Here is a 25,488-nt window from a genome sequence, read left to right as displayed (position 1 = left end):
CACCCACACAGAAAGTGAACCAAGATATGCGAATGTTTGGTAAAGCAGGAAAGGCAGCAGCAGTCGCTGCCATCGCGGCACTGGCGCTGACGGCCTGCGGCCGCACTGACAGCGGCTCAAGCAGCAGCAGCACAGGAGGCGGGGAAGCGTTCCCCAAGGACTCGCTGATCGGCGTCGCCCTTCCGCAGAAGACCAGTGAAAACTGGGTCCTGGCGGAGAAGCTGTTCAACGATGGCCTCACCGGAGCCGGCTTCAAGGCCGACGTCCAGTTCGCCAACGGCGGCGTGTCCGAGCAGCAGAACCAGATCAGCGCGATGGTCACCAAGGGTGCCAAGGTCATCATTGTGGGAGCCATCGACGGCGCCCAGCTTGGTACGCAGCTCCAGCAGGCCAAGGACTCCGGCGCCACAGTCATCGCCTACGACCGTCTTCTCCTGAACACTGACAACGTGGACTACTACGTGGCCTACGACAACTTCAAGGTTGGTGTCCTCCAGGGCCAGGCCCTGCTGGACGGAATGAAGGCCAAGAAGGCGTCCGGCCCGTACAACGTCGAGCTCTTTGCCGGCTCCCCTGACGATGCCAACGCCAAGGTCTTCTTCAACGGCGCCATGAGTGTCCTGAAGCCGAAGATCGACGACGGCACCCTCAAGGTTGTTTCCGGCCAGACCTCGTTCGAGCAGGCTGTAACCCAGGGCTGGAAGCCTGAAAATGCCCAGAAGCGCATGGACTCACTGCTTTCGGGCAGCTACGGCACCGCCGCCCTGGACGGCGTCCTGTCCCCGAACGACACCCTGGCTCGTGCAATCCTGACCTCCGTCCGGAGTGCAGGCAAGCCGCTTCCGGTCGTCACCGGCCAGGACTCCGAGGTTGAGTCCGTCAAGTCGATCATGGCTGGCGAGCAGTACTCCACCATCAACAAGGACACCCGCAAGCTCGTTGAGCACGCCATCACCATGGTGAAGGACCTGCAGGCTGGCAAGCAGCTGGAGATCAACGACAAGGACTCCTACAACAACGGCGTGAAGACCGTTCCGGCCTTCCTTCTCCCGCCGCAGATCGTGACCAAGGAGAACGTCAAGACGGCTTACGTCGACGATCCGGTACTTGGCCCGATCACCAAGTAACACCCCTCTACGGGAAGCCCCGGTCCGCCAGCAGGCGGGCCGGGGCTTTTTGCTGTCTTCAGGCAACCTTTCACAGCCCACGCATAGCTTTGGCTGGTGTGCCGCACAGCAGCGCTGAGCAATGTTGGACCTGCAGCCCGCGACCAGTGGGCCCACAAACCTGCAGGTCAAAGGAGAAACGTGAGCGTCCTTGCCCGAAGCGTAGGCAACGCCTTCCGCAACAAAATTAGAACAGCGGCGGTGGTCGCCATCCTCGCCGTAGCGATCGGCCTGGCTTTGGCCATGCTCGTGGCCAACCAGGCCGTGGGTGCAAAGGTGCAGGAGCTCAACGCTTCGGTGGGCACCACCTTGACGGTGAACCCCGCTGGCGGGCAGGGCTTCGAAGGCGGCGGCGAACCACTCACGACGGCGCAAGCCCAGACGGCTGCGTCCGTCGCCAATGTCACGTCGGTGGTTGGCACGAAGGCGTTGCGCCTGCAAACCACCACAAGCGGATCCACGGCCACCACCCAGCAGTCCGGGCAAGCCGGTGGCTTCGGTCCCGGCGGACAGCAGGCATCGGTCAGCACCAGCCTCACTGCTGCCATCGACGCCGGCACCTTGGGCAACCGGAACAACGCCAGCGGATCCACCGGTGCAACGGGAACACAGCCGGCACGCGCCCTTCCGATCACGGCCACCGGCATCGGCGCAGAGGTGGACAGCACCGGCAAGGCCTTGAACATCACCAGCGGCAGCGGCCTGGGCGACTACACCACGGCGTCGGACAAGGCACTGGTGGGCACGTCATTGGCCGAAAAGAACGGTCTGGCCGTTGGATCCACCTTCACTATCCAGGACAAGACCTTCACCGTGGCAGGAATTTTCGACGCCGGAACCACTTTCGGCAACAACGCCGTCTACGTGACACTTCCTGAAGCCCAGACGCTGGCAGCCACACCCGATGAGCTCTCCACCATGATTGTCACGGTCAACAGCATGGAGAACGTGGACAGCACCAAGACCGCCGTCCAAAATGCCCTCGGCACGGACAAAGCAGATGTCACGCAGGGCCAGCGGAACCTGGAAACCGCTGTCAGCTCCCTGGACAGCGTCAAGAACATCTCGCTGGTCGCCTTCATCGCAGCTCTCGCGACCGCCGGAATCATCATCCTGCTCATCATGGTCATGCTGGTCCGCGAGCGCCGTCGTGAAATCGGCGTGTTGAAAGCCATCGGCGCCCCCAACCGCACCATCGGCGTGCAGTTTGTCCTGGAATCCCTGGTTCTTGTCGCCATGGGCAGCGTGGTGGGCGCAGTCATCGCATCGTTCGCCAGCGGCGGCATCGCTTCGGCGTTGATCAGTTCGAATACCAGCACGACGGCGGCACCCACCCAACGTGCGGGCGGCCTCGCCGGTGCCGTGCCAAATGGCGCGGTCCCAGGGGGCGGGGGCTTTGGTGGCCGGGGCGGCGCGTTCGGCGGCGCTTCCCAACTGCTGACCTCGGTTACCGCCAGTGTCTCCCCCGGCGTCCTTGCGGCGGGCATCGCAGCCGTGTTCGCCGTCGCAATCATCGGTGCCCTCGTTCCGGCACTGCTGACCGCCCGTATCCGCCCCATCGAAGTACTCCGAGGAGAATAGCCGTGATTGAAGTCAAGGACCTGGTCCGTCAGTTCAAGTCCGGGGACCGGACCATCAAGCCCGTCAACGGTGTGAGCTTCGAGTTGGAAAGGGGCTCACTGTCATCGATCGTGGGCAAGAGCGGCAGCGGCAAGAGCACACTGTTGTCCCTCCTGGGCGCGCTGGACAAACCCACCTCAGGGGACGTCGTCGTCGATGGCGTCAGCCTGGCAGGGCTGCCGGACAGCAAACTGACGGAGTACCGGCGTCGGGACATCGGGTTCGTGTTCCAGCAGTTCAACCTGATCCCCAACCTCAGTGCCCTGGACAACGTCATGCTGCCCATGGAGTTCGCCGGGATCCGCAAGGCGTCCAGGCTGAAGCGCGCCAAGGAGTTGCTGGAACAGGTGCAGCTGGATCCGGAGAAGCACTCACGCCGTACCAACCGCCTGTCCGGCGGAGAGCAGCAGCGTGTGGCGATCGCGCGGGCGCTGGCGAACGAACCCAAACTGATCCTGGCCGACGAGCCCACCGGCAATCTGGATGAGCAGACCGGCGAGCACATCATCGAACTCCTGAGCTCTCTGAGCCGCGACCACAACACCACCATCCTGGTGGTCACGCACGACCGCAGCCTCGCGCAGAAAACGGAACGCTGCTTCCGTCTTCAACAGGGCAGGCTGACCGAGGAGGTCAGAAGCGGATCGCGTCGATGACCTTGACGCGCACCGCCACGAGCGCGGGAATGGCTCCGGCGAGTGCGCCCACAAGGACCGCCGCTCCAAAGCCCAATAGCGCGGCATCGATGGGGAACGGCGGGTACTCCGTCAGGCCTGGGGCCACCTTCGATTGAATCCACGGGTTCTTCACCACGGCGATCGCCGCCATGACGCCCACGAGCCCTGCTACCGCGGTGGCCACTACGGACTCCATCATGACCCCCACGAAAATTCGGCCCGAAGTGGCGCCAAAGCTGCGGCGGATGCCGATCTCGCGGACCCGGTAACGCACTGTGACCATGGAAATGTTGAGCATTCCCACGGCTCCAAGAAGAAGCACCAGTCCGGCTACGCCGCCGACGATCCACTGGGCAGGCCCCAGCGGATCACCATAGGCGGCGTAGTCGACGCGTTGGGCCTGGGCGTAATACCCCGGGAACTGGCCCTGCAGGTCTGCAGTGATCGCGGACTGCAGGGCGCCTGCCTGTTCCTCCCCCACCCAGAGTTTGAACTCGGACATGTCCGGCTTCATACCCGTCATGGCGGCGGCCTTGGTAAGGATAAAGGCGGCCGGAGGGGTGTCAGGCCAGGTGTCAGGTACGACGCCGATGATCACCGCCGTCGCCGGAAGGTCACCAGGGATGCGAACTGTGGGATTGGTAGCGAGGTTTGGCCTGCCGGCCCGGTTGTAAAAGGCTTCCGAGACCACGATGGCGGGGGCCAGCCTTTGGTCGTCATCGGCGTCGAACCATTTACCTTGAGTGAGCGGCACACGGTGGATGATGCCGTAGCCCGAGTCAACGATGGTCATGTTCACGGCTGTCACGCCGCGGGGAAATTGGAAGCCTGCCTGGGTGCGGCCCACGTGGGTGGAGGTGGTGATTCCGTAGCGCTGCTGGATACCTTCGTAGACCTTGTCCAGTTCCTGCGCATCAGGAGAGGACGGACCGTTGACGCTCAATGTCAAGGTAGCCACCCGGCCGCCGTCGCGCTCGGATTGCACCTTCATGCCTTCGCGGGCGAGGTTTCCGAGGCCCACCACGGACGTCAGCGCCGCCACGGACAGGGCTACCCCCAGCAGCGCCAAGAGGATGCGGACTTTGTTGATGCGAAGTTCCTGCCACGCTTCCACCAGCGTTGATATGAAGCCTGTCATGCGTGGGCTCCTGACTCTGCGAGCGGTTCTGCGGGCACTTCTGCGGGCGGTTCTGCGAGCGCCAGCGGAGTCAGCACCCCGGAGTCGAGCCTGTAGCAGGCACGCGCCAGTGCGGCGACGTTGGTGTCGTGGGTAATTGTCACCAAGGCGGCAGCCGTTTCCGTGGCAACTGTGTCCAGCAATGCCATGACGGCCTGGCCGGTCTCCACGTCCAGCGCACCGGTTGGCTCATCGGCCAGGATGAGCCTCGGCCGGCGAACCAGCGCACGTGCGATGGCAACGCGCTGCTGTTCACCGCCTGAGAGCATGTTGGGCATCGTGTTCGCCCGGGCGGACAACCCGACCCTGTCCAGCATGTCCATGGCGAGTTCGCGGCGGCGCCGGAATTCCCTGTCCTGGGCATAGAAGAGTGGAGTAATGACGTTGTCCACGGCGCTTCGGCCCGGCAGCAGGTTGAACTGCTGGAAGACGAAACCTACCGTGGAGCCGCGAAGCCGGGCCCGGCCGTTGCTGCTGAGCCGTTGGGCTGGTTGGCCCATGAAGTCGAGCTCGCCGGAAGTCGGGACATCCAACAGGCCGAGGAGGTTGAGCAGCGTTGATTTGCCGCAGCCGGAGCGACCCACGATCGCGGTATGGTCCCCGCTGAGTACCTCGAGGTCGACGCCGCGGAGAATGTGCAGCTGTTGCTCATCCGGCAGTGTGACTGACCGCGTGACAGATCGCAGGCTGACCAGGGTTTCTTTGGTAGCAGTGGCGTCCATGCTTAGCCCGCCGGAATGTAGGTGCCTTGTCCGGGCCCCATCATGGGCTCCGGGGCAGCGGGGGCGCCGGGAACGAACTCGAGGACTTGTTCGCCCTCGGTAAGCCCCGACGTCACTTCAACCACGTTGCCATCGTTCAAACCGAGCTGCACGGTGCGCTGCTCCGGGGCACCGGCGCCTGCCTTACTGGCAACCCACACAATGCCGTCCTTGACGCTGCCCTTGACGGAGGTGAGGGGAACCGTCACCACATCAGGCGCGACGCCGGCGCTCACCGTCATGGTGGCACCCAGGCCGGCGAAGACCTGCTGGTTGGCCGGGACCGCACAGCTGATGGTCCCCGTCGGGTTGCCGCCCCCGTCCGGTTGGGTTCCGGAACCTCCACCGGGTCCGGCAATGGCTCCGCCGACTGCCATTCCGGCTCCCCCGCCAGCGGAGGCTAAACCGCCCGAGGAGGCCCCGCCGTCGTCGGATGCGTTGTTCTTAAGGGCCACCTGGGCGCACTGGAACGGAGCCGGTCCACCCACCAGCGCGATCTCGGCTGGACCGGGCTTGCCCAGCAGGCGATACTGTTGGGCGGCGGAAACCGGGCCGGCCACTGTGTACGTACCGGGATCGATCTTTCCTACGGACTCCCCCACGCTGACCTGCTGGTCCACGAGCGTGGTGAGCTGCTGCAGCGTGCCGGCACGCGGGGCGAGGATGTTGAAGTAGTCGTACACGGGTTTGGAGGCCGTTGCGGGCCCGTCCTGGGGCGACGGCTGGGCCCCCGCGACGGCGCGCTCGGCCTTGACTTGGAAGAGGGCATCGCCCTTGGCGACCGTAGCGCCTTGGTCAACGAAAACCTGCACCACTTTCCCCGCCGATGTGCTGCGGACGGCTTCGGCCGGGTCACTTTGGACGGTGCCCTTGATCTGGACGGTGTTGGTGACGGTGGCCCTGGTTGCCGGGACCGTGGGAATATCCACCTGGGCCAGCGGTGCGGGCTCCGAAGCCGCCGATTTCAAACCATCCACAAAGGCGATCTTGACCAAAGCCACGGCGATTATCGCGAAAACCAACAACCAGGCAACCGGCAAAATGACGCGCCGAAAAATACCCATCCCTGCTCCATTTCGGTAACTCCCCACAGAACCTCTGCGAGGGATGATTGCCCTCAGCCTAAACGAGGTTGTTACCGGTGGCGGGCATTCCCGGGACGGACAGAGTACTTACTGTGTCGGGCTTCAGAGGGAGCCTGGTGCCACCAAAGCGATCACTGCGCAGAGGACAATCACAACTCCGGGCACGAGGCACAGCACGATCAGAGGCATGAGGTCAGAGGATTTTCGGGTCTTGCGTTGGAGCAGTGCAATGATGATCGTCGGCAGCAGAAAAGGCAGGAAAACGAGCGCAAACAGGATGGCAGCGTTCAGCAGATCACCTTCGTAGCATCCCGAACCCAGCGTTTCGTTAGTACATTCCATCCGGCTCGGGTAAAAGCCGAGGGCAAATCCCATCAGCGCTGCCAGCGGTAGCGAAAGCACCGCCCCCACCACTGCGAGCACTATTGACGCAATTCGCGGGCCTGCCGACGGCTTTCCAATATTCGTTTCCACAATTCCCCCAAAAAATGACCGCGTTTTCCCGATGGACGCTATCAGAGCTTTCTCCGAGCGCTTTCGGTAATGAGAGGATGAGACTCATGACTCTCCCCATCGCCGTGCCGTGGCTTTCCTCCCAGACCAACCAGGATCCCCGGGCAGCCACAGGCCGGCGGTTGCGATGGGGCGTGGTGTCCACGGGCAACATCGCCAACAGTGTTTCCAAGGACCTGTCGCTGCTCGAGGATGCCGAGCTCTACGCCGTCAGCTCCCGCACCCAGGCGGCCGCCGACGCCTTCGCCCACGCGTTGGGCTTCACGAAGGCGTACGGGGACGACGCCGGTGTTCCCGGCTACCAGCGTCTGTTCGACGATCCTGCCGTGGACGTGGTCTATGTGGCGACGCCCCATGCCCAGCACTTCCAGATTGCTTCAGCCGCATTGCGCGCCGGGAAGCACGTCCTGTGTGAGAAGGCCCTGACCATCAACGCCCGTGAAGCCATGGAGCTGACGGCGATTGCGCGCGAGCAGAACGTGTTTTTCATGGAAGCCGTGTGGAGCCGGTTCCTCCCCAGCATGCAGCGGGCCTTCGGGATCGCGGCTTCAGGGGAACTTGGTGAGCTCCAGTGGGTCAGCGCGGACCTCGGCTTCCCGGCACCGTATGATCCGTCGGCCCGTATCTGGGCACTGAACGACGGCGGTGGGGCACTCTTGGATATCACCGTGTATCCCCTGCTCTGGGCTTTGGGCACGCTCGGTTTTCCGCAGTCGGTCACCGCAATCGGTTCGTTGAACGAGGACGGAGTGGATACCCAAAACGCCCTGACCCTGGGCTACGACACGGGAGCACAGGCGCAGCTGACGTCCTCCCTGATGGCGCATGGGCCCAGGACCGCCACGGTAGCGGGCGGCCTTGGCTTCCTCCAGACAGTGGGATCCGTGAACAATCCCCGTGAGCTGCTCGTCCGCGTCGGGTGGGACGAGCCGCGGACCGAGCGTTTCGACGTCGTGGGCGTCGGCTACACCTACGAACTGCGCGAGGTGACCCGCTGTGTCCAGCAAGGGCTTCTTGAGAGTCCCGTGATGCCGTTGGAGGACTCCATCAATGTGATGCGTCTTTTCGACGGCGTTCGTTCGCAATTGGGCGTCCGCTACCCCAACGATGCCCGCTGATTTAACGCATGCAGGTTAAGTTCACCGACGGGCCGGCTGCCTGGCGAGCTTGCGGTCCAGCGAGAAGGCACCGGATCCCAGGAAGACGAAAGCAACAGACACCGCGAAGTAGATGATGAGCAGCTCCGCCGTCACGCCCGCTTTGTCCGTGAGCAGGGGTTTTCCGGCTTCGGTCACGAACCAGATCCCGGCGAACATGATCGCGGCAAGGAATCCGGCGACACGGGTCAAGGCCCCGAGGACCAGGAGGAGTCCCAGGCCAACCTCCCCTGCGATGACCAGCCAGGCCACGATCTCCGGCTTCTGTACTCCCATGGCAGCGACGGACGCTGCGAATGCGGCGTGGCCAGCCATGAGCTTCTGGATTCCGTGGACCAGGACGAGGGCACCGAACACCACCCGCAGGATCGTGATGCCGCGGGCAGAGGACTGGGGTGAGGGGTGAAGGAATTTCACGGGTTCCAATCTTCCATGCCCATGGTCGCCGCGCCAACCCAACCGCAGCTACCCAACTGAGGGACAGCAAACGTCGCACTGAGCCTCCAATGGAGCACGTGCTGTCCCCTGGTTGGGTGAATGGAGCAGCGCGGGGATGTCCTTCACGCCGGCGAGGATGCGGTGGTGCGGATACGCCGCCAGCGCTTCGCGGCCGAGCTTCCCGGTCAGAACTCCGACGGCGGAGACCCCCGCGTTGTTGGCAGCGGCGAGGTCATTCACCGTGTCCCCCGCTGCAATGACCGCACGGACATCCTGCACCCCCGTCAGTTCCATGGCGCGATGAATCATGAAGGGTGCCGGACGGCCGGCGGCTACTTCGTCCGAACACACGACGGCGTCAAGCATCTCTTCGGGCCCGACTCCCCACCCCAGCCGCTCAAGGAGGGGCTCTGCGACGTCGCGCGAGAAGCCGGTGGTCAGCGCTACTTTGACGCCCCGGCGCCGGAGTTCGCGAAACGCCTCCTCCACACCCTCCAGCGCGACGGGAGGATTTGCGTCGTAGAACCCGGCGAGCAGTTCCTTGAAGCGTGTGAACGCAGCGCCGACAGTAGCGGGGTCGACCGTTCCGCCCCCAGCTTGGATGAGGGCAGTGATGGCCTCGACTTTGTCCGCTCCCATCCACTCCTGCACAGCCCCGGGAGTTGTGGACACACCGGTTTCTTCCACGCAGCGGGCCAGGGCAACATAAACGTCGCCGTGTTCATCGATGGTTGTTCCGGCCATATCGCAGGCAACTAGCTTGATCATGGTGTGGCTCCTTCGGTGGGGGTGCGAACCAGGGCTGCCCGGCGCTCCGCGGTGTTGTCGATGGTGAAGTTGGTGAGGGAGGGCAGGTAGCGGTCCTCGGAATATTCCAAGGGTTGCCCGTCGGCGGAACGGGTGACCCGGCGTTCGCGCAGCAGCGGGATTCCTTCGGGTTGTCCCAAAAGCTCGGCGTCTTCCTCGCTGGCCGCAACGGCGTCGATGGTGTGTCGCGCGCTGTGCAGGTCCACGCCCTGTCCCTTGAGGAACGCGAAGATGGAACCGGAATCCGTATCGAAATCGAACAGCTTCCGGCCCACCTCCAGGATGAAGGTGGTGCGTTCAATCATGGCCGGCGATTCGTCCAAGTAACGAACCCTCAGCAGTTCCACCACCACGGTGCCGGGAGTCAGGCCGAGGGCTTCGGCCGCTTCGGGACTTGCCTCCCTGCGCGCTACCTCCAGCGTCCGCTGCCCCGGCTTTCGCCCGATACCGACGGCCCACTCCGTGAATGAATTGAACGTTGAGAACGACTGCGACGGCACGGATGAGCGCACCATCGGGGGTCGTCCCCGCCCACCTGTCACCGCGCCCTCCGAGCGCAGGAAGGCGAGCGCCTGGCGAATCGGCCCCCGCGATGTTCCGAACTCCCGGCACAGCTCCGCTTCGCTGGGCAACTGGAAGCCAGGAGGCCACTCGCCGTCAGCGATTCGACGCATGAATTCCTCGCTGAGTTGGATGTGGAGGGGCGTGTTTTGCTGGTTGCTCACGAGTTGATCATACAAGTTGACACCGAAGCATCAGTCTGGAAATCGGTAGAAAGTGGTGAACAGCAGGCGAAGTCAGGTGAACAGAGGTTAAATTTGAATTAACTTGTCTATACAAGTCGCGTTCTGGCTTGATTCGACTTCCTGGTACCGCCAAGGTCAATGGTGTGAACAACCCAAGCACCCCCACCAAGGCCACCTCCGCCAGCGCAAGGCGAGTCACCGACGTCGTCATTATTGGCGCTGGCATCATCGGCCTTGCCCATGCCGCCCACGCGGTCGCCAATGGCCTGACTGTCACCATCGTCGAGCGCGACCATCACGCCATTGGCGCCTCGGTGCGCAACTTCGGCCACTGCTGCATCACCGCGCAGTCCGGTGAGCTGTACGAACTCGCGCAAACCTCGAGGAAGTACTGGCTGGAGTTCGCCGGGCGGGCGGGCTTCTGGGCCGCTGAGGCTGGCGCCGTAGTCCTGGCCCGGACGGACGCCGAGCTCGCCGTCCTGCGCGAACTGTCCGCTGTCCGGGAACCGGGCCAGGTCCAGCTGCTCTCGGCAGCGGAAACGCGCGGGCACCTGGATTCCGGGACAGAAGCAATGCACGACGGCGGCACTCACCAGGGCGCCTGGCCCGGCTTGGTCGGCGGTGCTTTCCTCCGGGACGACCTGCGCGTCGATCCCCGCACCACCGTCGCCAGGTTGGCCGAGTGGCTTGGCCGCCAGCCCGGCGTCGGACTTCACTGGAACACCGCGGCGCTCGACTTCAGCCGCGAAGGCGAGGTGACCACTGTCCGGACTTCCCGTGGGGAGCTGTACGCCAAGCAGGTGTTCGTCTGCGTCGGCCATGACGTGGACTATCTCTTTCCTGATCTCGCAGCCGAGCACAGAATCCAGCGCTGTGCCCTGCAGATGTCCTTGGCGGCAAAACCTTCCGGCGTCGAGTTTGCACCGGCTGTGCTGACTGCGACATCCATGCTCAGGTACCCCGCTTTTACCGACATGCCGGCTGCCGCAGCCCTGCGCGAGGAGGTCCGGGCGAACCAACCCGGGCTGCTGGACATCGGCGCCAACGTCATGTTCACCCAGCGCCCGGACGGAACCATCATCCTGGGCGATTCGCACCACTACCACCCCACAGCGGATCCGTTCCTGGACGAGTCCGTGACCACCGCACTCAACTCCGACATCTCCTCCCGGATGGGTGCGCCCTTGGAAATCATCCAAAGATGGCAGGGCGTCTACGCATCCTCCGACGTCGCGCCCCTCTTGGTCCGGGACGTCCAACCCGGCGTCACAGTGGTGTCCGTGACCTCAGGGGTTGGCATGACTCTCTCCTTCGGCTTGGCACATCGCAACATTTCACGGCTGTACTGACTCCCCCAACTTAAAAGGATTCCCATGAAAAGCACGCTCTTGACCGGTTCCGCGCTTGCCCTCGCGTCAGCTTTGGCATTGACGGCATGCGGTGGCCCTGCCGAGTCCGCCTCCTCCGCACCCGCGTCCGTGTCCTGCCCCAACGGCGCCATTACGTTCGGCATCGAGCCGTACGAGGACCCTGCCAAACTCAAGCCCGCCTATGACGTACTGGCCAATGCACTGTCCAAGAAGCTTGACTGTCCCGTCACGGTCCAGGTGGTGGAGGACTACGCGGCCGAAGTACTGGCCATGCGCAACGGCAAGCTGGACCTGGGCCAGTTCGGTCCCCTCGGCTACGTCTTCGCCGACTCGAAGGCCGGCGCCGAGCCATTGGTGTCTTTTGGCACGGCCGAAAAGGAACTCAGCAGTTACACGGCGGGAATCTGGGTCCCCAAGGACAGCCCGATCCAGTCCATCGGCGATCTCAATGGGAAGTCCCTCGCCCTGGGCAGCGTGGGTTCCACCTCCGGCGACGTCCTGCCCCGCTTCGGTCTTCGCGAGGCCGGTATCGCAGATGCAGACCTCAGGATGGATTACACCGGCGGCCATCCCGAAGCCCTGCTGGCATTGACCAACGGCAAGGTGGACGCCGCCGAGATCAACTCCCAGACCCTTGCCACGGCCATAGCAGCGGGCACCTTCAAACAAGAGGACTACCGCAAGGTGTGGACCTCCGACTCCATCCCCAATGACCCCATCACCGTCCGGGGCGACGCGGATCCGGCCTTCAAGAAGGCCGTCAAGGATGCCTTCCTTTCGCTCTCTCCGGATGACGTTGCCAAGGTTGGCGAGTTCCTGGACGTCACCCCTCCTGGACCGCTTCTCGAGGTCACCAAGGACAACTACACGCCACTGTTCCAGCTCGCCAAAACCATGAACCTCACGGAAAAGGATCTGTGATGACGCTGTGCGTCCGTGGCCTGAGTAAGTCCTTCAGCGGCAAGACCGTCCTCCGTGGCCTTGATTTCTCTGTGGCTGCAGGGGAACTCGTCGCCTTCCTTGGTGCGAACGGATCGGGAAAATCCACCACCTTGCGGTGCGTCATGGGCATCGCCGCTGCCGACGCCGGAACCATCAGCATCGGCGGCTCGTCGCTGGACCAGCTCCAAGGACGCGACCTTCAGCAGGCGCGGCAGCGCATGGCCATGATCTTCCAGAAGATCCACCTGGTCCCCCGCCGCACAGCCCTGGACAACGTGTGTGCCGGAGCGTTGGCACGCATCCCCACCGCCAGATCGCTGACGCCGCTGCTTTTTCCTGCCGATGTCCAACAGGAAGCCTTGGACTGCCTGGACCGCGTGGGTCTCGCTGACCGCGCCTTCGACCGCGTCGGCCGGCTTTCCGGTGGACAGCAGCAGCGCGTTGCCGTAGCCAGGGCACTCTGCCAGCGGGCCGACGTCGTACTCGCCGACGAGCCCGTGTCCGCACTGGATCCGCACGCGGCTGAACAGGTCATGGGCCTGCTGCGCGAACTCGCCCACTCCGAGGGTCTGGCCGTGGCGGCTGTCCTGCATCAGCCGGATCTTGCCCTTCGTTACGCCGACCGGTCCATCGGGCTGCTTCACGGATCCATGAGCTTTGACCTTCCCTCCACAGAGGTCACCGCCGCGCACCTCAACGCGTTGTACGCCCCTGACAGGAGCATTGCAGCATGACACCCCAGGCATTGACCCCCGCTGTTGCACAAAAGCACCCCAATGGCAGGACCCGCGTGGCACTGATCCGCCCGAAGAAGCCGCTGCGGTGGTTGACGACGGCGGCAGTGGTTGCCGCCGTCGTCGGCCTTCACGCTGTGGCCGTTCACGGGACGGGCTTCAAACCTGAGCTGCTGGTGGATGGCTGGAAAGGCATGGCGGCGTTCATCGGCGACGCGTTTCCGCCGGACCTGAGCTGGGAACGGACGCTGAAGCCCGGGCTCGACGCGACGCTGGTGACCTTGTGGATTGGCCTGCTTGGTACCACGTTCTCGGTGCCGTCCGCGTTACTGCTGGCCGCGTTGGCCGCCCGCAACACCAGCCCGCACCCGATGGTGTACCAAGCCGCGCGGTCGGTGCTGTCCTTTTTCAGGGCCGTGCCAGACATCGTGTTCGCGCTGATCTTCGTCACTGCCGTGGGGCTTGGCCCGTTCGCCGGTGTCCTCGCCCTGATCTGCCACAACACCGGTGTCATGGGGAAGTTGTGGGCTGAGTCCATGGAGGAGATCGACGACGGGCCGCAGGAAGCGCTCCGGACCGCGGGCGCCAACCGGATCCAGCAGGTATTCAACGCCACGCTGCCGATGGTGATCCCCCAATTCGTGGGCCTGCTGCTGTACAGGTTCGACGTCAACGTGCGCTCGTCACTGGTCCTTGGCTTGGTGGGCGCCGGCGGCATCGGGCTCCTGATCAACCAGTCCATCAAGTCGTTCCGCTTCGATTCCATGCTCACGCACATTTTGATCGTGCTGGTGCTGATCATCGTGGTGGACCAGTTCTCCGCTTGGGTGCGCCGCCGCCTGGCCGCCTGACTCCCTGTGTACCCAACCAGGGGACAGCAAACGTCGCACTGAGCCCCCATTGGAGCAGGTGCTGTCCCCTGGTTGGGTGAGTGGGGGCAGAATAAGAGGTGGCTCTGGTCGGAGCTGCGGACTTTGTGGATGGAGCGGGCATGCAGGTGGACGTTGTTGTTGTAGGTGGCGGAGCGATGGGATCAGCGGCCGCATGGCAGTTGTCCCGCACCGGCAAATCCGTGGTTCTGCTGGAACAGTTCGAAGCAGGCCACCACATCGGCGCTTCCCACGGCGCCACCCGCAACTTCAACACCGCCTACGCCGAGGCCGACTACCTGGACCTTCTGGCCGAGTCCAAAATCCTGTGGGACGAACTCGCTGCAGAACACGGCGCACCCCTGCTGGACCTGGTGGGGCTCGCGAACCACGGCAACGTCCCCAAGCTGGAACTGGTCCGGGAAGCGCACCAGGAACGCGGCATCGAAAGCTACTTCATCTCCGCCTCCGAGGCGGCCGATCGCTGGCAGGGCATGAACTTCGCCACGGATGTCCTCTTCGTGCCGGGCTCGGGACGCGTCCGCTCGGCGGACGCGTTGGTGGCACTCCGTACATCAGCCGAAGCCCACGGCGCCGTTTTCAAGTACTCGACGCCGGTCCGCGACATCCGCGTCGACGGCGCCGAGGCCGTGGTGGTCGTGACGGAGGAAACCGAATACAAGGCACACCGGGTAGTGGTCACTGCTGGGGCGTGGACCCCGAAGGTTCTCGACGGCCTGGTCAAGCTCCCAGCTATGGTGGTGACGCAGGAGCAGCCGGCCCACTTCACCCCCACTGACAACACACTGGTGTGGCCCAGCTTCAACCACAATCCCGATCCCGACCCGAACAACGAACTCTACGAATACTGGTACAGCCCCGTCTACGGAATGCTCACTCCCGGCGAGGGCGTCAAGGCAGGCTGGCACGGCGTCGGCCCCGTCATGGACCCCGACGAGCGCACGTTCGAGCCCATCCCCCAGCAGCTCGACGCCTTGGTGCGGTACGCAGAAGAGTGGCTTCCCGGCGTCGACCCTTCCACCGCGGTTCCCATCAGCTGCACCTACACCACCACCCCCAACGAGGACTTCGTGCTGGACGGTTTCGGTCCGCTGGTGGTGGGCGCCGGTTTCTCGGGGCACGGGTTCAAGTTCACCCCGGCCATCGGACGGGTACTGAAGGACATCGTCGACGGCGGGGTGGCACCAGAGCGGTTCCGCGCCAACCGTTAAACGCAACTGACCCGCAGTTGTGGTTGTTCTGAGCTCTCAAAACACCACAACTGCGGGTCGGTTGGATGGACTACTTCAGGGTAGAGAGCACCTTGTTGAACGTAGCCGACGGGCGCATGATCTCAGCGGCCTTGGCGGCATCCGGACGGTAGTAACCACCCAGTTCGACGCCGGAGCCCTGGACCGCGGCAAGCTCGCCGACGATTGCCTCTTCGTTGGAGGTCAAGGCGTCCGCGACCGGGGCGAAGGCTGCTGCCAGCTCGGCGTCGGAGGATTGCTTGGCCAGTTCCTGGGCCCAGTACATGGCCAGGTAGAAGTGGCTTCCACGGTTGTCCAGCTCGCCAACACTGCGGCGCGGGGACTTGTTCTCCAGCAGGAACGTGCCCGTGGCGCGGTCCAGCGTGTCGGCAAGAACCTGTGCGCGGGCGTTGCCCGTGGTGGTGGCCAGGTGTTCGAAGCTTACTGCCAGAGCCAGGAACTCACCCAGGCTGTCCCAGCGGAGGTGGTTTTCCTTGACCAGCTGCTGGACGTGCTTGGGAGCGGATCCACCGGCACCGGTCTCGAACAGGCCGCCACCGTTGATCAGCGGAACGATGGAGAGCATCTTGGCACTGGTGCCGAGCTCGAGGATCGGGAACAGGTCCGTGAGGTAGTCGCGGAGGACGTTGCCCGTAACCGAGATGGTGTCCTGGCCCTTGCGGATGCGCTCCAAGGTGAAGGCCGTGGCCTCGACCGGGGAGAGGATCTTGATCTCGAGGCCCTCGGTGTCGTGGTCCTTGAGGTACTCGTTGACCTTGGCGATGAGGTTGGCGTCGTGTGCGCGGCCCTCATCCAGCCAGAAGACAGCCGGGGTCTGCGAAGCGCGTGCACGGGTCACGGCCAGCTTCACCCAGTCGCGGACCGGGATGTCCTTGGTCTGGCAGGCGCGCCAGATGTCACCCGGGAAGACCTGGTGTTCGGTGAGGACGTTGCCCTTGCTGTCCACGAGCTGGACCGTGCCGGCTGCCTGGATTTCGAAGGTCTTGTCGTGGCTGCCGTATTCCTCGGCTGCCTGTGCCATAAGGCCCACGTTGGGGACGGTGCCCATGGTGGTGGGATCGAACGCACCGTTGGCGCGGCAGTCGTCCAGCACAACCTGGTACACGCCGGCGTAGGAGCTGTCCGGGATGACTGCCAGGGTGTCGGCTTCCTTGCCATCCGGACCCCACATGTGGCCCGAGGAACGGATCATTGCCGGCATGGAGGCGTCAACGATGATGTCCGAGGGAACGTGGAGGCTGGTGATGCCCTTGTCGGAATCAACCATGGCCAGCGCCGGACCGTCCTCAAGGCCCTTGGAGATGGCCGCCTTGACGCCTTCGCGGACGTCCTCCGGGAGGTCTTCCAGTCCGCTGAGGATGGCTGCGAGGCCGTTGTTCGGGCTGATGCCGGCGGCTGCGAGCTGCTTGCCGTAGGTGTCGAACAGCTCGGAGAAGTACGCCTTGACGACGTGGCCGAAGATGATGGGGTCGGAGACCTTCATCATGGTGGCCTTCAGGTGCGCGGAGAAGAGGATGCCTTCTTCCTTGGCGCGGGCAACCTGGGCTTTGAGGAACTCGTCCAGGGCGTCGGCGCGAAGGACGGTTGCGTCAACAACTTCGCCGGCGAGGACAGGGAAGTCCTTCTTGAGGACCTTGGTGGTGCCGTCTTCACGGACCAGCTGGATGCTCAGGGCGTCGTCGGCTTCGACGACAACGGACTTCTCGTTGGAGCGGAAGTCGTTCTGGCCCATGGTGGCCACGTTGGTCTTGGAGTCCGCGGACCAGGCACCCATGGAGTGCGGGTTCTGGCGGGCGTAGTTCTTGACCGACAGCGGTGCGCGGCGGTCGGAGTTGCCTTCGCGCAGGACCGGGTTCACTGCGGAGCCCTTGATCTTGTCGTAGCGCGAGCGGATGTCCGTCTCGGTGTCCGAAGAGGGGTTGTCCGGGTAGTCCGGGAGGGCGTAGCCCTGGGCCTGGAGCTCGGCGATGGCGGCCTTGAGCTGCGGAACGGAGGCGCTGATGTTGGGCAGCTTGATGATGTTGGCTTCCGGCCGCTTTGCCAGTTCGCCAAGCTCGGCAAGGGCGTTGCCCGTGCGCTGCTCTTCAGTCAGGAAGTCGCCGAAGACGGCAATGATGCGGCCCGCCAACGAGATATCACGGGTCTCAACCTCTACTCCCGCGGTGGAGGCGTACGCTTCCACGATCGGCAGGAATGAGTAGGTTGCCAGCATCGGCGCTTCGTCTGTGTGGGTATAGATAATCTTGGCCATTGGCGGGGTTCTCCCTGAAAGTCTGCATATTTCAACACTCCTAACTTACCCGAGTAGACCGTTTTGGCGGCTCTTCGTGTCCGGGATCACGTGTTCGTTACCCGGTTCCGGTGATTAACGCCCGACGGCGACCCGCGCACCGCCGCCGACTGCCGGCGTCGTACTCCCCTCCCGCCGACGTGACAACCAAGTGACAGCAAATTATCACAAAGTCTGAAACATCTCTTTACAAACTTGTCACACGACCGGTAGCTTCGATTCCGTCAGTCGGCGGTCGCCATCACTGGCCGCCTCACTCCCTCGATTAGGTAGGAACAACGTGACAAAAACCAAGACCCTGGCCACAAGCCTGCTGAGTCTGTCCGCTGCCGCAATCCTGGCCCTGGTTGGAACCACCAGCGCCAACGCAGCACCGTCGAAAGACGCGGACACGTCCGGCGCGGCGGTCAGCAGCCATGCAGTGTCGGACGCCGGCGCTGCAGATTACTGGACTCCGGAACGCATGAAGAACGCCAAGTCCGGCGACATCCTCGGCGCCAAAGCCCTGGAACGCGGCCGGTTGCTCAACCCCGGCAAAGCCCCGGTCACTGAAGCCCCGGGCGCCATCAGCAGCATCCCCGGCCAGTCCGCGGCCACCGACTCCACCACCATCGACCGCAAGGTCAACCAGAGCGAAACCCCGGTCAAGCACATCGGCAAGATCTTCTTCACCCTGGGCGGCTCCAACTACGTCTGCTCCGGCAACTCCGTGACAGCGGCCAACAAGAGCACAGTGTCCACCGCCGGCCACTGCGTCAATGAAGGTCCGGGCGCCTACGCAACGAACTTCGTCTTCGTGCCCGCCTATCTCAACGGTTCAGCACCCTACGGCAAGTGGACGGCAAAGGCGCTGTACTCCCCCAGCCAGTGGGCCTCCAACGGCAACATGCAGTACGACACCGCATTCGCCGTCATGAACACCCTCAACGGCCAGAAGCTCGCCGACGTCGTCGGCTCCTCCGGCGTCCAGTTCAACGCCGCCCGCGGCCTGAGCTACAAGTCCTTCGGCTACCCGGCAGCTGCTCCCTTCAACGGCGAATCCCTCAAGAGCTGCTCCGGCACCGCCACCAACGACCCCTACAACCCGCAGTTCAACTCCCAGGGCATCCCGTGCAACATGACCGGTGGTTCCTCGGGCGGTCCGTGGTTCATCGGCAACTCCTCCAGCGGCTACCAGAACTCCGTCAACTCCTACGGCTACGGCAGCAACTCCACCACCATGTACGGCCCTTACTGGGGCACCGTGATCCAGTCCACCTACAACACCGCGGCGGCTTCGTAACTTTTTTGGCAAGTCCCTGTTAATTACGACGGCGGCCGTCCCCTTGTGGGGGCGGCCGCCGTTGCGTTGGGCTGTTGTTAGTGGAAGAAGTGGCGTGCGCCGGTGAAGTACATCGTGATGCCGGCAGCGTTCGCTGCGGCAATGACTTCCTCGTCGCGGACCGAGCCACCGGGCTGGACCACGGCGCGGACACCGGCGTCGATCAGGATCTGCAGGCCGTCAGCGAACGGGAAGAACGCATCCGAGGCTGCCACGGCACCGCGTGCACGCTCAGGGGCGTTGGCACCGCTGGCGTTGGAGGCACCGCCGGCGCCATCGACGTCGGACTCCACCTGGACGCCGAGCGTATTGGCGCGCTCGACGGCCAGTTTGCAGGAGTCGAGGCGGTTGACCTGGCCCATGCCGATGCCTACCGCTGCGCCGTTGTCGGCCAGGAGGATGGCGTTGGACTTCGCTGCGCGGCAAGCGGTCCAGGCGAAGGCGAGGTCCGCGAGGGTCTTTTCGTCAGCGGCTTCCCCGGCGGCGAGGGTCCAGTTGGCGGGGTTGTCGCCGTCGGCGTCCACCTTGTCGCTCATCTGGACCAGGACGCCACCTGAAACCTGGCGCATCTCGGACGGGTAGCGGCCGTAGCCGTCGGGCAGGGCGAGGAGGCGGATGTTCTTCTTCTTGGAGAGGATCTCGACGGCTTCCGGCTCGAAGTCCGGCGCGATGACAACCTCGGTGAAGATGTCGGCCACCGTGCGGGCCATGCCTGCGGTGACGGTGCGGTTGGCTGCGATGACGCCACCGAACGCGGAGACGGGGTCGCAGGCGTGTGCCTTGGCGTGGGCGTCGGCGATCGGATCGGCAGCGTCGGCCGAACCGACAGCAACACCACACGGGTTGGCATGCTTGATGATGGCAACGGCCGGTCCGGCGAAGTCGAAAGCGGCGCGGAGGGCGGCATCGGCGTCGACGAAGTTGTTGTAGCTCATGGCCTTGCCGTGAAGCTGGTCAGCCTGGGCGATGCCGGCCGGAGCAGCCTTGTCAACGTAGAGCGCGGCCTGCTGGTGCGGGTTTTCGCCGTAACGGAGGACCTCGGAGCGCTCCAGGGCAAGCCCTGCGTAGGCGGGCCAGTCGATGACGCCGTCGCCGTCCTCGTCCAGGAACTGGCTCGCGGTCCAGGTGGCAACGGCGTTGTCGTAGCTGGCGGTGTGCGCGAAGGCCTTTGCAGCCAGGCGGCGGCGGGTGTTCAGGTCGAAGCCGCCGTGTGCTGCGGCGTCGACGACGGCGCCGTAGAAGTTGGGGTCCGTGACAATGGCGACGGCGGCGTGGTTCTTCGCGGCGGAGCGCACCATGGCGGGGCCTCCGATGTCGATCTGCTCGACGACGTCGTCCTGCGCAGCGCCGGACTTCACGGTCTCCACGAAGGGGTAGAGGTTGACCACCACGAGGTCGAAGGTTTCGATCTCCATACCGGCCAGGGTTTCCATGTGGGCCGGGACGCGACGGTCGGCCAGGATTCCGCCGTGGACGCGCGGGTGCAGGGTCTTGACGCGGCCATCGAGCATTTCCGGGGAGCCGGTGACTTCTTCGACTTCCTTGACCGGGATGCCTGCGGCGGCGATCTTCTTGGCGGTGGAGCCGGTGGACACAATGGCGACGCCGGCTGCGTGCAGGCCCTTCGCGAGCTCCTCCAGTCCCGTCTTGTCGTAAACCGAGATCAGTGCACGGCGGATGGGAACACGGTCAAGCTGCGTCAAGCTCACAAAAGTCTCCGTCTTAGTTCGCGTAGGTGTCGCGTTTGGTGGGGATACGGAGAGTTTATCGTGTTTCGCTGCGGGGCTGGTTTTGCGTCTTTGCACCCTGCGTTGCGAGGCCCGCTTTGCGTTTCATTCCTTGCGCTTGCCACGTAAACCAGGCCCCACAAATCCCCCCCCACCCTTGCGAGGCCCACACTGCTCAAGCAACCCGACTTACGAAGGCAGGCGCCGCCACCCGCGGGACAGCAAAGCGTCCTGGATCTTCTTTTCGGCATGGCCCCAGCCGCCCTTCATCTGGACGTCTGAGAATCGGAGCACGGTCCAGCCCAACGCCCGCAGCCGGTCGTCACGCTCAATGTCCTTGCCCCATTGGACCGGGTCTGATCGGTGGTGATCGCCTTCGTATTCGAGGGCGATCTTGTACTCCTTGTATTGCAGGTCAGGAGTCGAAATGTAGTTTCCGTGATCATCGAAGACGGGCCGCGTTACGGCAGGCTCCGGGAAACCGGCGTCGAGAATCTTTAGGCGCAAGCGTGACTCCCGGGGCGAGTCGACACCGGCTCGTAGCAGAGGAAGGATAGCCCGCGCCATCCGTATGCCTTTGACCTTTGGACGGCGATCAATGACTTCTTGAATGGCTTCAATCGAGGTGAGCGGTTCCTTACGCTTAAGCAGTGCATCCCCGGCCGCTACGAGAGATGACCTCCCAAGATGTCGCGCCAGGTCCACCCAAGTCCATTCGGGCGAGGTGAGTTGGACTCCATTGACCAACCGGACATCCCTGGCCAGGAGCGGCGCCCGATGTCCGACGACGCCGCGGCGCTTCACCCGACCGATCTCGTGCCTGCGAGTGACGTGGATCGGCCCTGTTACCCCCTCGTCTTCCAGGTACATCGGTAGCGGGATTGACCACAACAGAGCTGCCGTGATGTGGCTGACTGCGCATCTCGGAGTGACAGCCGTGTGCAGCTGAGCCACCATGGCAAGATCGCGCTCGTCTGCCTTGGCCAGTCGAAGGCCACGACTGGGGGTTACGAGCCCGCTGGCTTGGAGCCGCCACCGAGGCACACCAGCGGCATAGGCCTCAGCGACCAGGAAGCCACGGGGGTCAACGTTTACCGGCAAAGGGTTGGGTTTCCGCATTGAACAATGCTCGCCGGAAACGATGGTCCGCATTCGGTTATCCACAGAAATCGCGTCCATGAGGGGGTGAGACTTCTCCTCCACAGACGTTGCGAGGCCCGCTTTGCGCGGCAAACCCACGCCTAAGCACGCAGAGCAGGCCCCACAACGAGAGAGCCGCGCGTTGCGAGGCCCGCTTTGCGCGGCAAACCCACTCCTAAGCACGCAGAGCAGGCCCCGCAACATAGGGTTGAGCCATGGAATCCCCCAATGAGGTCATTCTTGTCGCCGATGTAGGGAAGAGCCGCTGCCGCGTGGAACTGCGCAGAGGTGACGAGCTGCTGGGCGCCGCCGATCAACACGGCTTCCCCGGGGTACACATGGACAACGGGCCCACCCAAGCGTTCGATCTCCTCCTGGAGACAGTCAGCCTGCTCCCGCCCGGGCTCCCGGTCAGCACCCTGACGGGAATCGGTGCGGCCGTGGCGGGCGTGGAAGCATCAGCCGAAAAGTCCCGCGAGCTGGCCACCATGCTCTCTCAGAGGTTCGGTGTCCCGGCGGCTGTTCTCTCCGATGCCACGGCCGCGCAGCTCGGTGCTCTCCAAGGCGCGCCCGGAACTACGTTGATAGTGGGAACAGGCGCCGTCGCGTTCCGTTTTGACCAGGCCGGCGTCCTGCACCGTGCCGACGGTTGGGGACCCTACCTTGGCGATCAAGGCAGCGGGCGCTGGATCGGCCAGCGTGGTTTGCAGGCAGTTCTTGAAGCGCACGACGGCGGCCCCTCCACGTCGCTGTCGGCTGCGGCCGGGGCTCTGGTGGAGTCGCCGGAGCAGCTGCCGGGATGGCTGGCGGAACAGGAAAACCCGTACAGGGCGATGGCCCGGTTCGCCCCGTTGGTTCTGCACGCAGCGGAAGCGGGTGACGCCGTCGCGCATGAAATCATCGGGCAGGCATGCCGCATCCTGACCCGCACCGTCCAGCTCGCATCCGGCGGCGAAGACGCCTCACCGCGCGTTGCGCTGCTGGGAGGCGTCGTCAGTTCAGAGTTCTTCGCCGAGCTCTTGCGGAAGTCCCTGGCTTCGGCTGGGATTGAGGTGGTGGCCCCGCTCGGCGATGGCTTGGACGGCGCTGCCCTCGCTGCGACGCGCCGCGGGCTCATCCAGGAAAGGTACATCCACCGTGACGGAACAAGCTGGCCCGACTGACGCGGACAAACTCGCGGACCTCCGTACGGAGCTTGCCGGGCTGCAGACCGAAGCCGCGGCCGAGAACCTCAAGGACCTGGACATCCTGGGCACCGAGGAACTTGTCTCCGCCATGCTTGCCCACAGTGCAGGAGTACACGCGGCCGTTGAAGCGGCCAGCGACGCCATCGTGAAAACGGTCGACGCCGTTGCGGAGCGACTCCAGCGCGGGGGTCGCCTTTTGTACGTCGGAGCCGGGACGGCCGGGCGGCTGGGTGTGCTCGACGCCAGCGAGTGCCCGCCGACCTTCGGCACCCCGCCGGGACTCGTCGTCGGTCTTATCGCGGGCGGCACCCAGGCAATCCAGAAGCCCGTTGAGTATGCCGAGGACAACGCAACCGCCGGTGCGCGGGACCTGCACGATATCAACGTGACGGAAGCGGACGCCGTCGTGGGTATTACCGCCTCCGGCAGGACGCCATACGTGATCGGCGCGCTGGAGGAAGCACGAAAGAAGGGCGCGTTTACGGCGTCGCTGGCGTGCAACAAGGGCTCGGCCGTGAGCCATCTGGCGGATGTGGCGATCGAGGTGGTGGTGGGCCCGGAGTTCATCGCAGGCTCAACCAGGCTGAATTCGGGGACTGCGCAGAAACTTGTCCTCAACATGATCAGCACGCTGGTGATGGTGAAACTGGGCAAGACCTACGGCAACCTCATGGTGGATCTGCGGGCAACCAACGAGAAACTGTTGGCCCGCTCCCAACGCACCGTGCAGCATGCGACTGGTGTCTCCGCCGAGGAAGCCGCTGCGGCGCTGGACTCGGTGGGCGGATCGGTGAAGGCAGCTATTTTGGTGGTTCTCACGGGTATCGACGCCGCCCAGGCCAAGGGTGCGCTCGAAGAAGCCGGCGGTTTCCTGCGGCGGGCCATCGAGAACCAGAAGTAACGTTGCCCCGCAGCGCATAAAGTTGCATGCAGGAGGCCCAATGAATACATACACTGCCGTACCCAGCGGCGAGCAAGTAGTGCAGGAACTGCCGTGGCGTTGGAAGGTCCAAGGGAGGATTTTCCTGATCGGCGGGCTCGGGTTCATGTTCGATGCCTGGGATGTCACGCTCAACGGCATCCTCATCCCGCTGCTGTCCAAACACTGGTCGCTGCAGCCGGCTGACGCAGCGTGGATCGGCACGGCAAACCTCATCGGCATGGCTGTGGGTGCGTTCGCATGGGGCACCATCGCGGACACCATCGGGCGCAAGAAGGCCTTCACCGCCACCCTGCTGATCTTCAGCATCTTCACGGTCCTGGGTGCGTTCTCGCCGGACATCGTGTGGTTCTGCATCTTCCGCTTCATGGCCGGCTTCGGTTTGGGTGGCTGCATCCCCGTGGACTACGCCCTGGTGGGCGAGTTCACGCCCCGTAAGCAACGCGGCAAAGTGCTTACGGCCATGGATGGTTGGTGGCCCGTCGGCGCGGCTTTGTGCGGCTTTGTCTCCGCCGGGCTCGTGGCTTTGTACGGGGATTGGCGGCTCACCATGCTGGTCATGGTGATCCCGGCGCTCCTCGTTTTCTGGGTCCGACGTTCAGTGCCCGAGTCCCCCTTGTTCCTGATCCGGGCGGGCCGCCGGGCCGAGGCTGCCGCCGTGATTGACGGACTGGTTGAAGCAACCGGGGCCTCTCCGCGGGCCTACAGCCTCCCCGATCCGCAAGTTGCTCCCCGCCTGTCCCCTGGCAGCGCCTGGGCCCAGCTCCGCAACATTTGGACGTTCAACTGGAAGATCACCACGGCGGCCTGGGCCCTCTTCTTCTCCGTGCTCCTGGTCTACTACCTGTCCCTCACGTGGATGCCGCGCATTCTCATTGGTGCAGGGTTCGAGGAGTACAAGGCGTTCGTCACGACGGCCGGCATGGCCGCCGTCGGCCTCTTGGGCGTGGTGGTCGCAGCAGTCCTGGTGGAGCGCGTGGGACGCAAGTGGATCCTGGCCATCACCGGTCCGTTGTCCGCGGCGACGCTGGTGATCGTGGCCCTGGTGGTCGACGTGCCTTCCGCGGCCGTGTTCTGGCTTCTGACGTTCGGCTTCGTGGTGCAGGTGGCAATTCCCGTCCTGTACGCCTACGTGTCTGAGCTCTATCCGACCGAGCTCCGTGGCTCGGGCTTCGGGTGGGCGTCGACGTTCTCCCGCATTGGCGCAGGCTTTGGACCGCTGGTGTTTGCCTCGTTCTTCTGGCCGGAGTTCGGGCTGGCGACGTCCTTTGCCCTGGCAGGTGGGCTCGTGCTGTTGTCCGTGCTGTGGATGGCCTTCTTCGCCCCGGAAACGAAGCAGCGCGAACTCTCGTAGCCGAACCAGGGGACAGATCCGGGCCCAATGAAGCGTCAGTGGAGCGTTTGCTGTCCCCTAGACTCTTCTATGTCTGTCAAGGGGTTTGGGTTGCTGTTGCTGTGGCGTTGAGTGTGCGGTAGATGCGGCGGGCCATGTAGCGTTTGATGCAGCGGCGGATTTCTTTGTCGGTGCGACCTTCGGCCCGTCGTTTCTG

Annotated in this window: 23 protein-coding genes and 1 pseudogene; 13 read left to right on the top strand and 11 right to left on the bottom strand. The window is 64.1% G+C overall.

Going from position 1 to position 25,488, the window contains the following annotated elements:
- The first annotated feature begins 26 nt into the window (after nucleotides 1–26).
- From PQ627_RS11265 to PQ627_RS11255, 3 genes are all read left to right on the top strand, one after another.
- Complete coding sequence (locus PQ627_RS11265) at nucleotides 27–1,127, top strand: substrate-binding domain-containing protein (protein WP_262277753.1); 1,101 nt, start codon at nucleotides 27–29, stop codon at nucleotides 1,125–1,127.
- Between the two features lie 180 nt (nucleotides 1,128–1,307).
- The gene (locus PQ627_RS11260; protein ID WP_274261018.1) at nucleotides 1,308–2,747 is read left to right on the top strand and encodes an ABC transporter permease; all 1,440 of its coding nucleotides are present in this window, start codon (nucleotides 1,308–1,310) and stop codon (nucleotides 2,745–2,747) included.
- 2 nt (nucleotides 2,748–2,749) lie between these two features.
- Nucleotides 2,750–3,442: an ABC transporter ATP-binding protein gene (locus tag PQ627_RS11255; protein WP_274261016.1), complete on the top strand. Its 693-nt coding sequence runs from the start codon at nucleotides 2,750–2,752 to the stop codon at nucleotides 3,440–3,442.
- Here PQ627_RS11255 and PQ627_RS11250 read toward each other — a convergent pair.
- The 4 genes from PQ627_RS11250 to PQ627_RS11235 all read right to left on the bottom strand — a co-directional run bounded on the left by PQ627_RS11250 (nucleotide 3,420) and on the right by PQ627_RS11235 (nucleotide 6,828).
- Nucleotides 3,420–4,601 (bottom strand): ABC transporter permease, encoded by a 1,182-nt coding sequence (locus PQ627_RS11250; protein ID WP_274261014.1) that lies wholly within the window; start codon nucleotides 4,599–4,601, stop codon nucleotides 3,420–3,422. The two genes, PQ627_RS11255 and PQ627_RS11250, sit on opposite strands and share 23 nt — an antisense overlap.
- Complete coding sequence (locus PQ627_RS11245) at nucleotides 4,598–5,362, bottom strand: ABC transporter ATP-binding protein (protein ID WP_274261012.1); 765 nt, start codon at nucleotides 5,360–5,362, stop codon at nucleotides 4,598–4,600. Before PQ627_RS11245 ends, PQ627_RS11250 begins: the two co-directional genes overlap by 4 nt.
- A 2-nt stretch (nucleotides 5,363–5,364) precedes the next feature.
- Nucleotides 5,365–6,465, bottom strand: coding sequence for a biotin/lipoyl-binding protein (locus PQ627_RS11240; RefSeq protein WP_274261010.1), 1,101 nt, complete (start codon nucleotides 6,463–6,465; stop codon nucleotides 5,365–5,367).
- A 123-nt stretch (nucleotides 6,466–6,588) separates the two neighbouring features.
- Nucleotides 6,589–6,828 carry a hypothetical protein gene (locus PQ627_RS11235; RefSeq protein WP_274261008.1) on the bottom strand — a complete coding sequence of 80 codons (240 nt, stop codon included), beginning with the start codon at nucleotides 6,826–6,828 and terminating at the stop codon, nucleotides 6,589–6,591.
- Nucleotides 6,829–7,046: 218 nt separating this feature from the next.
- On the opposite strand from PQ627_RS11235, the gene PQ627_RS11230 reads away from it, so the two are divergent.
- Nucleotides 7,047–8,117 (top strand): Gfo/Idh/MocA family protein, encoded by a 1,071-nt coding sequence (locus PQ627_RS11230; RefSeq protein WP_274261007.1) that lies wholly within the window; start codon nucleotides 7,047–7,049, stop codon nucleotides 8,115–8,117.
- Between the two features lie 21 nt (nucleotides 8,118–8,138).
- On the opposite strand, the gene PQ627_RS11225 is transcribed toward PQ627_RS11230, so the two are convergent.
- From PQ627_RS11225 to PQ627_RS11215, 3 genes are read right to left on the bottom strand one after another with little or no spacing between them, the layout of a single operon-like run.
- Complete coding sequence (locus PQ627_RS11225) at nucleotides 8,139–8,573, bottom strand: DoxX family protein (RefSeq protein WP_144662391.1); 435 nt, start codon at nucleotides 8,571–8,573, stop codon at nucleotides 8,139–8,141.
- A gap of 48 nt (nucleotides 8,574–8,621) precedes the next feature.
- Nucleotides 8,622–9,362, bottom strand: a complete 741-nt coding sequence (locus PQ627_RS11220; RefSeq protein ID WP_274261004.1) for a phosphonatase-like hydrolase — start codon at nucleotides 9,360–9,362, stop codon at nucleotides 8,622–8,624.
- Complete coding sequence (locus tag PQ627_RS11215; protein WP_274261002.1) at nucleotides 9,359–10,126, bottom strand: GntR family transcriptional regulator; 768 nt, start codon at nucleotides 10,124–10,126, stop codon at nucleotides 9,359–9,361. The genes PQ627_RS11220 and PQ627_RS11215 overlap by 4 nt, the downstream gene beginning before the upstream one ends.
- Before the next feature lie 164 nt (nucleotides 10,127–10,290).
- Here PQ627_RS11215 and PQ627_RS11210 point away from each other — a divergent pair, with 164 nt between their 5' ends.
- The 5 genes from PQ627_RS11210 (at nucleotide 10,291) to PQ627_RS11190 (ending at nucleotide 15,294) form a co-directional block, all read left to right on the top strand.
- Entirely contained in the window at nucleotides 10,291–11,496 is a 1,206-nt protein-coding gene (locus PQ627_RS11210; RefSeq protein WP_274261000.1) for a TIGR03364 family FAD-dependent oxidoreductase, read from the top strand.
- A 24-nt stretch (nucleotides 11,497–11,520) separates the two neighbouring features.
- A complete protein-coding gene (locus tag PQ627_RS11205) occupies nucleotides 11,521–12,438 on the top strand; it encodes a phosphate/phosphite/phosphonate ABC transporter substrate-binding protein (protein WP_274260998.1) in 918 nt (305 codons plus the stop codon).
- The gene (locus tag PQ627_RS11200) at nucleotides 12,438–13,193 is read left to right on the top strand and encodes a phosphonate ABC transporter ATP-binding protein (protein ID WP_274260996.1); all 756 of its coding nucleotides are present in this window, start codon (nucleotides 12,438–12,440) and stop codon (nucleotides 13,191–13,193) included. The genes PQ627_RS11205 and PQ627_RS11200 overlap by 1 nt, the downstream gene beginning before the upstream one ends.
- The gene (gene phnE / locus PQ627_RS11195; protein ID WP_274260994.1) at nucleotides 13,190–14,044 is read left to right on the top strand and encodes a phosphonate ABC transporter, permease protein PhnE; all 855 of its coding nucleotides are present in this window, start codon (nucleotides 13,190–13,192) and stop codon (nucleotides 14,042–14,044) included. The genes PQ627_RS11200 and phnE overlap by 4 nt, the downstream gene beginning before the upstream one ends.
- Nucleotides 14,045–14,184: 140 nt before the next feature.
- Entirely contained in the window at nucleotides 14,185–15,294 is a 1,110-nt protein-coding gene (locus tag PQ627_RS11190) for an FAD-dependent oxidoreductase (protein WP_274261276.1), read from the top strand.
- Between the two features lie 70 nt (nucleotides 15,295–15,364).
- On the opposite strand, the gene PQ627_RS11185 is transcribed toward PQ627_RS11190, so the two are convergent.
- Nucleotides 15,365–17,584 carry an NADP-dependent isocitrate dehydrogenase gene (locus PQ627_RS11185; RefSeq protein WP_274260992.1) on the bottom strand — a complete coding sequence of 740 codons (2,220 nt, stop codon included), beginning with the start codon at nucleotides 17,582–17,584 and terminating at the stop codon, nucleotides 15,365–15,367.
- A 319-nt stretch (nucleotides 17,585–17,903) separates the two neighbouring features.
- Here PQ627_RS11185 and PQ627_RS11180 point away from each other — a divergent pair, with 319 nt between their 5' ends.
- Entirely contained in the window at nucleotides 17,904–18,905 is a 1,002-nt protein-coding gene (locus PQ627_RS11180; RefSeq protein WP_274260990.1) for a trypsin-like serine peptidase, read from the top strand.
- Between the two features lie 77 nt (nucleotides 18,906–18,982).
- Here the strand turns inward: PQ627_RS11180 and purH are convergent, their stop codons facing one another.
- Nucleotides 18,983–20,653, bottom strand: a complete 1,671-nt coding sequence (gene purH / locus PQ627_RS11175) for a bifunctional phosphoribosylaminoimidazolecarboxamide formyltransferase/IMP cyclohydrolase (protein ID WP_274260989.1) — start codon at nucleotides 20,651–20,653, stop codon at nucleotides 18,983–18,985.
- A gap of 207 nt (nucleotides 20,654–20,860) precedes the next feature.
- Nucleotides 20,861–21,790 (bottom strand): endonuclease domain-containing protein, encoded by a 930-nt coding sequence (locus PQ627_RS11170; RefSeq protein ID WP_274260988.1) that lies wholly within the window; start codon nucleotides 21,788–21,790, stop codon nucleotides 20,861–20,863.
- 236 nt (nucleotides 21,791–22,026) lie between these two features.
- Between PQ627_RS11170 and PQ627_RS11165 the strand changes: the two genes are divergently transcribed.
- The 3 genes from PQ627_RS11165 to PQ627_RS11155 are packed head-to-tail and all read left to right on the top strand — an operon-like array spanning nucleotide 22,027 to nucleotide 25,292.
- Nucleotides 22,027–22,974 (top strand): N-acetylglucosamine kinase, encoded by a 948-nt coding sequence (locus tag PQ627_RS11165; RefSeq protein ID WP_274260985.1) that lies wholly within the window; start codon nucleotides 22,027–22,029, stop codon nucleotides 22,972–22,974.
- On the top strand, nucleotides 22,949–23,899 hold the full coding sequence (gene murQ / locus PQ627_RS11160) for an N-acetylmuramic acid 6-phosphate etherase (RefSeq protein ID WP_274260983.1): 951 nt from the start codon (nucleotides 22,949–22,951) through the stop codon (nucleotides 23,897–23,899). The genes PQ627_RS11165 and murQ overlap by 26 nt, the downstream gene beginning before the upstream one ends.
- Before the next feature lie 40 nt (nucleotides 23,900–23,939).
- Entirely contained in the window at nucleotides 23,940–25,292 is a 1,353-nt protein-coding gene (locus PQ627_RS11155) for an MFS transporter (protein ID WP_274260981.1), read from the top strand.
- Nucleotides 25,293–25,368: 76 nt separating this feature from the next.
- Here PQ627_RS11155 and PQ627_RS11150 read toward each other — a convergent pair.
- Nucleotides 25,369–25,488 (bottom strand): annotated as a pseudogene (locus PQ627_RS11150) (IS110 family transposase); the annotation flags it as partial.

This window comes from Paenarthrobacter sp. AB444, assembly GCF_028736865.1.
In the GTDB taxonomy this organism is placed as follows: domain Bacteria; phylum Actinomycetota; class Actinomycetes; order Actinomycetales; family Micrococcaceae; genus Arthrobacter; species Arthrobacter nicotinovorans_B.
This window is presented reverse-complemented; position numbering and strand designations above follow the sequence as displayed.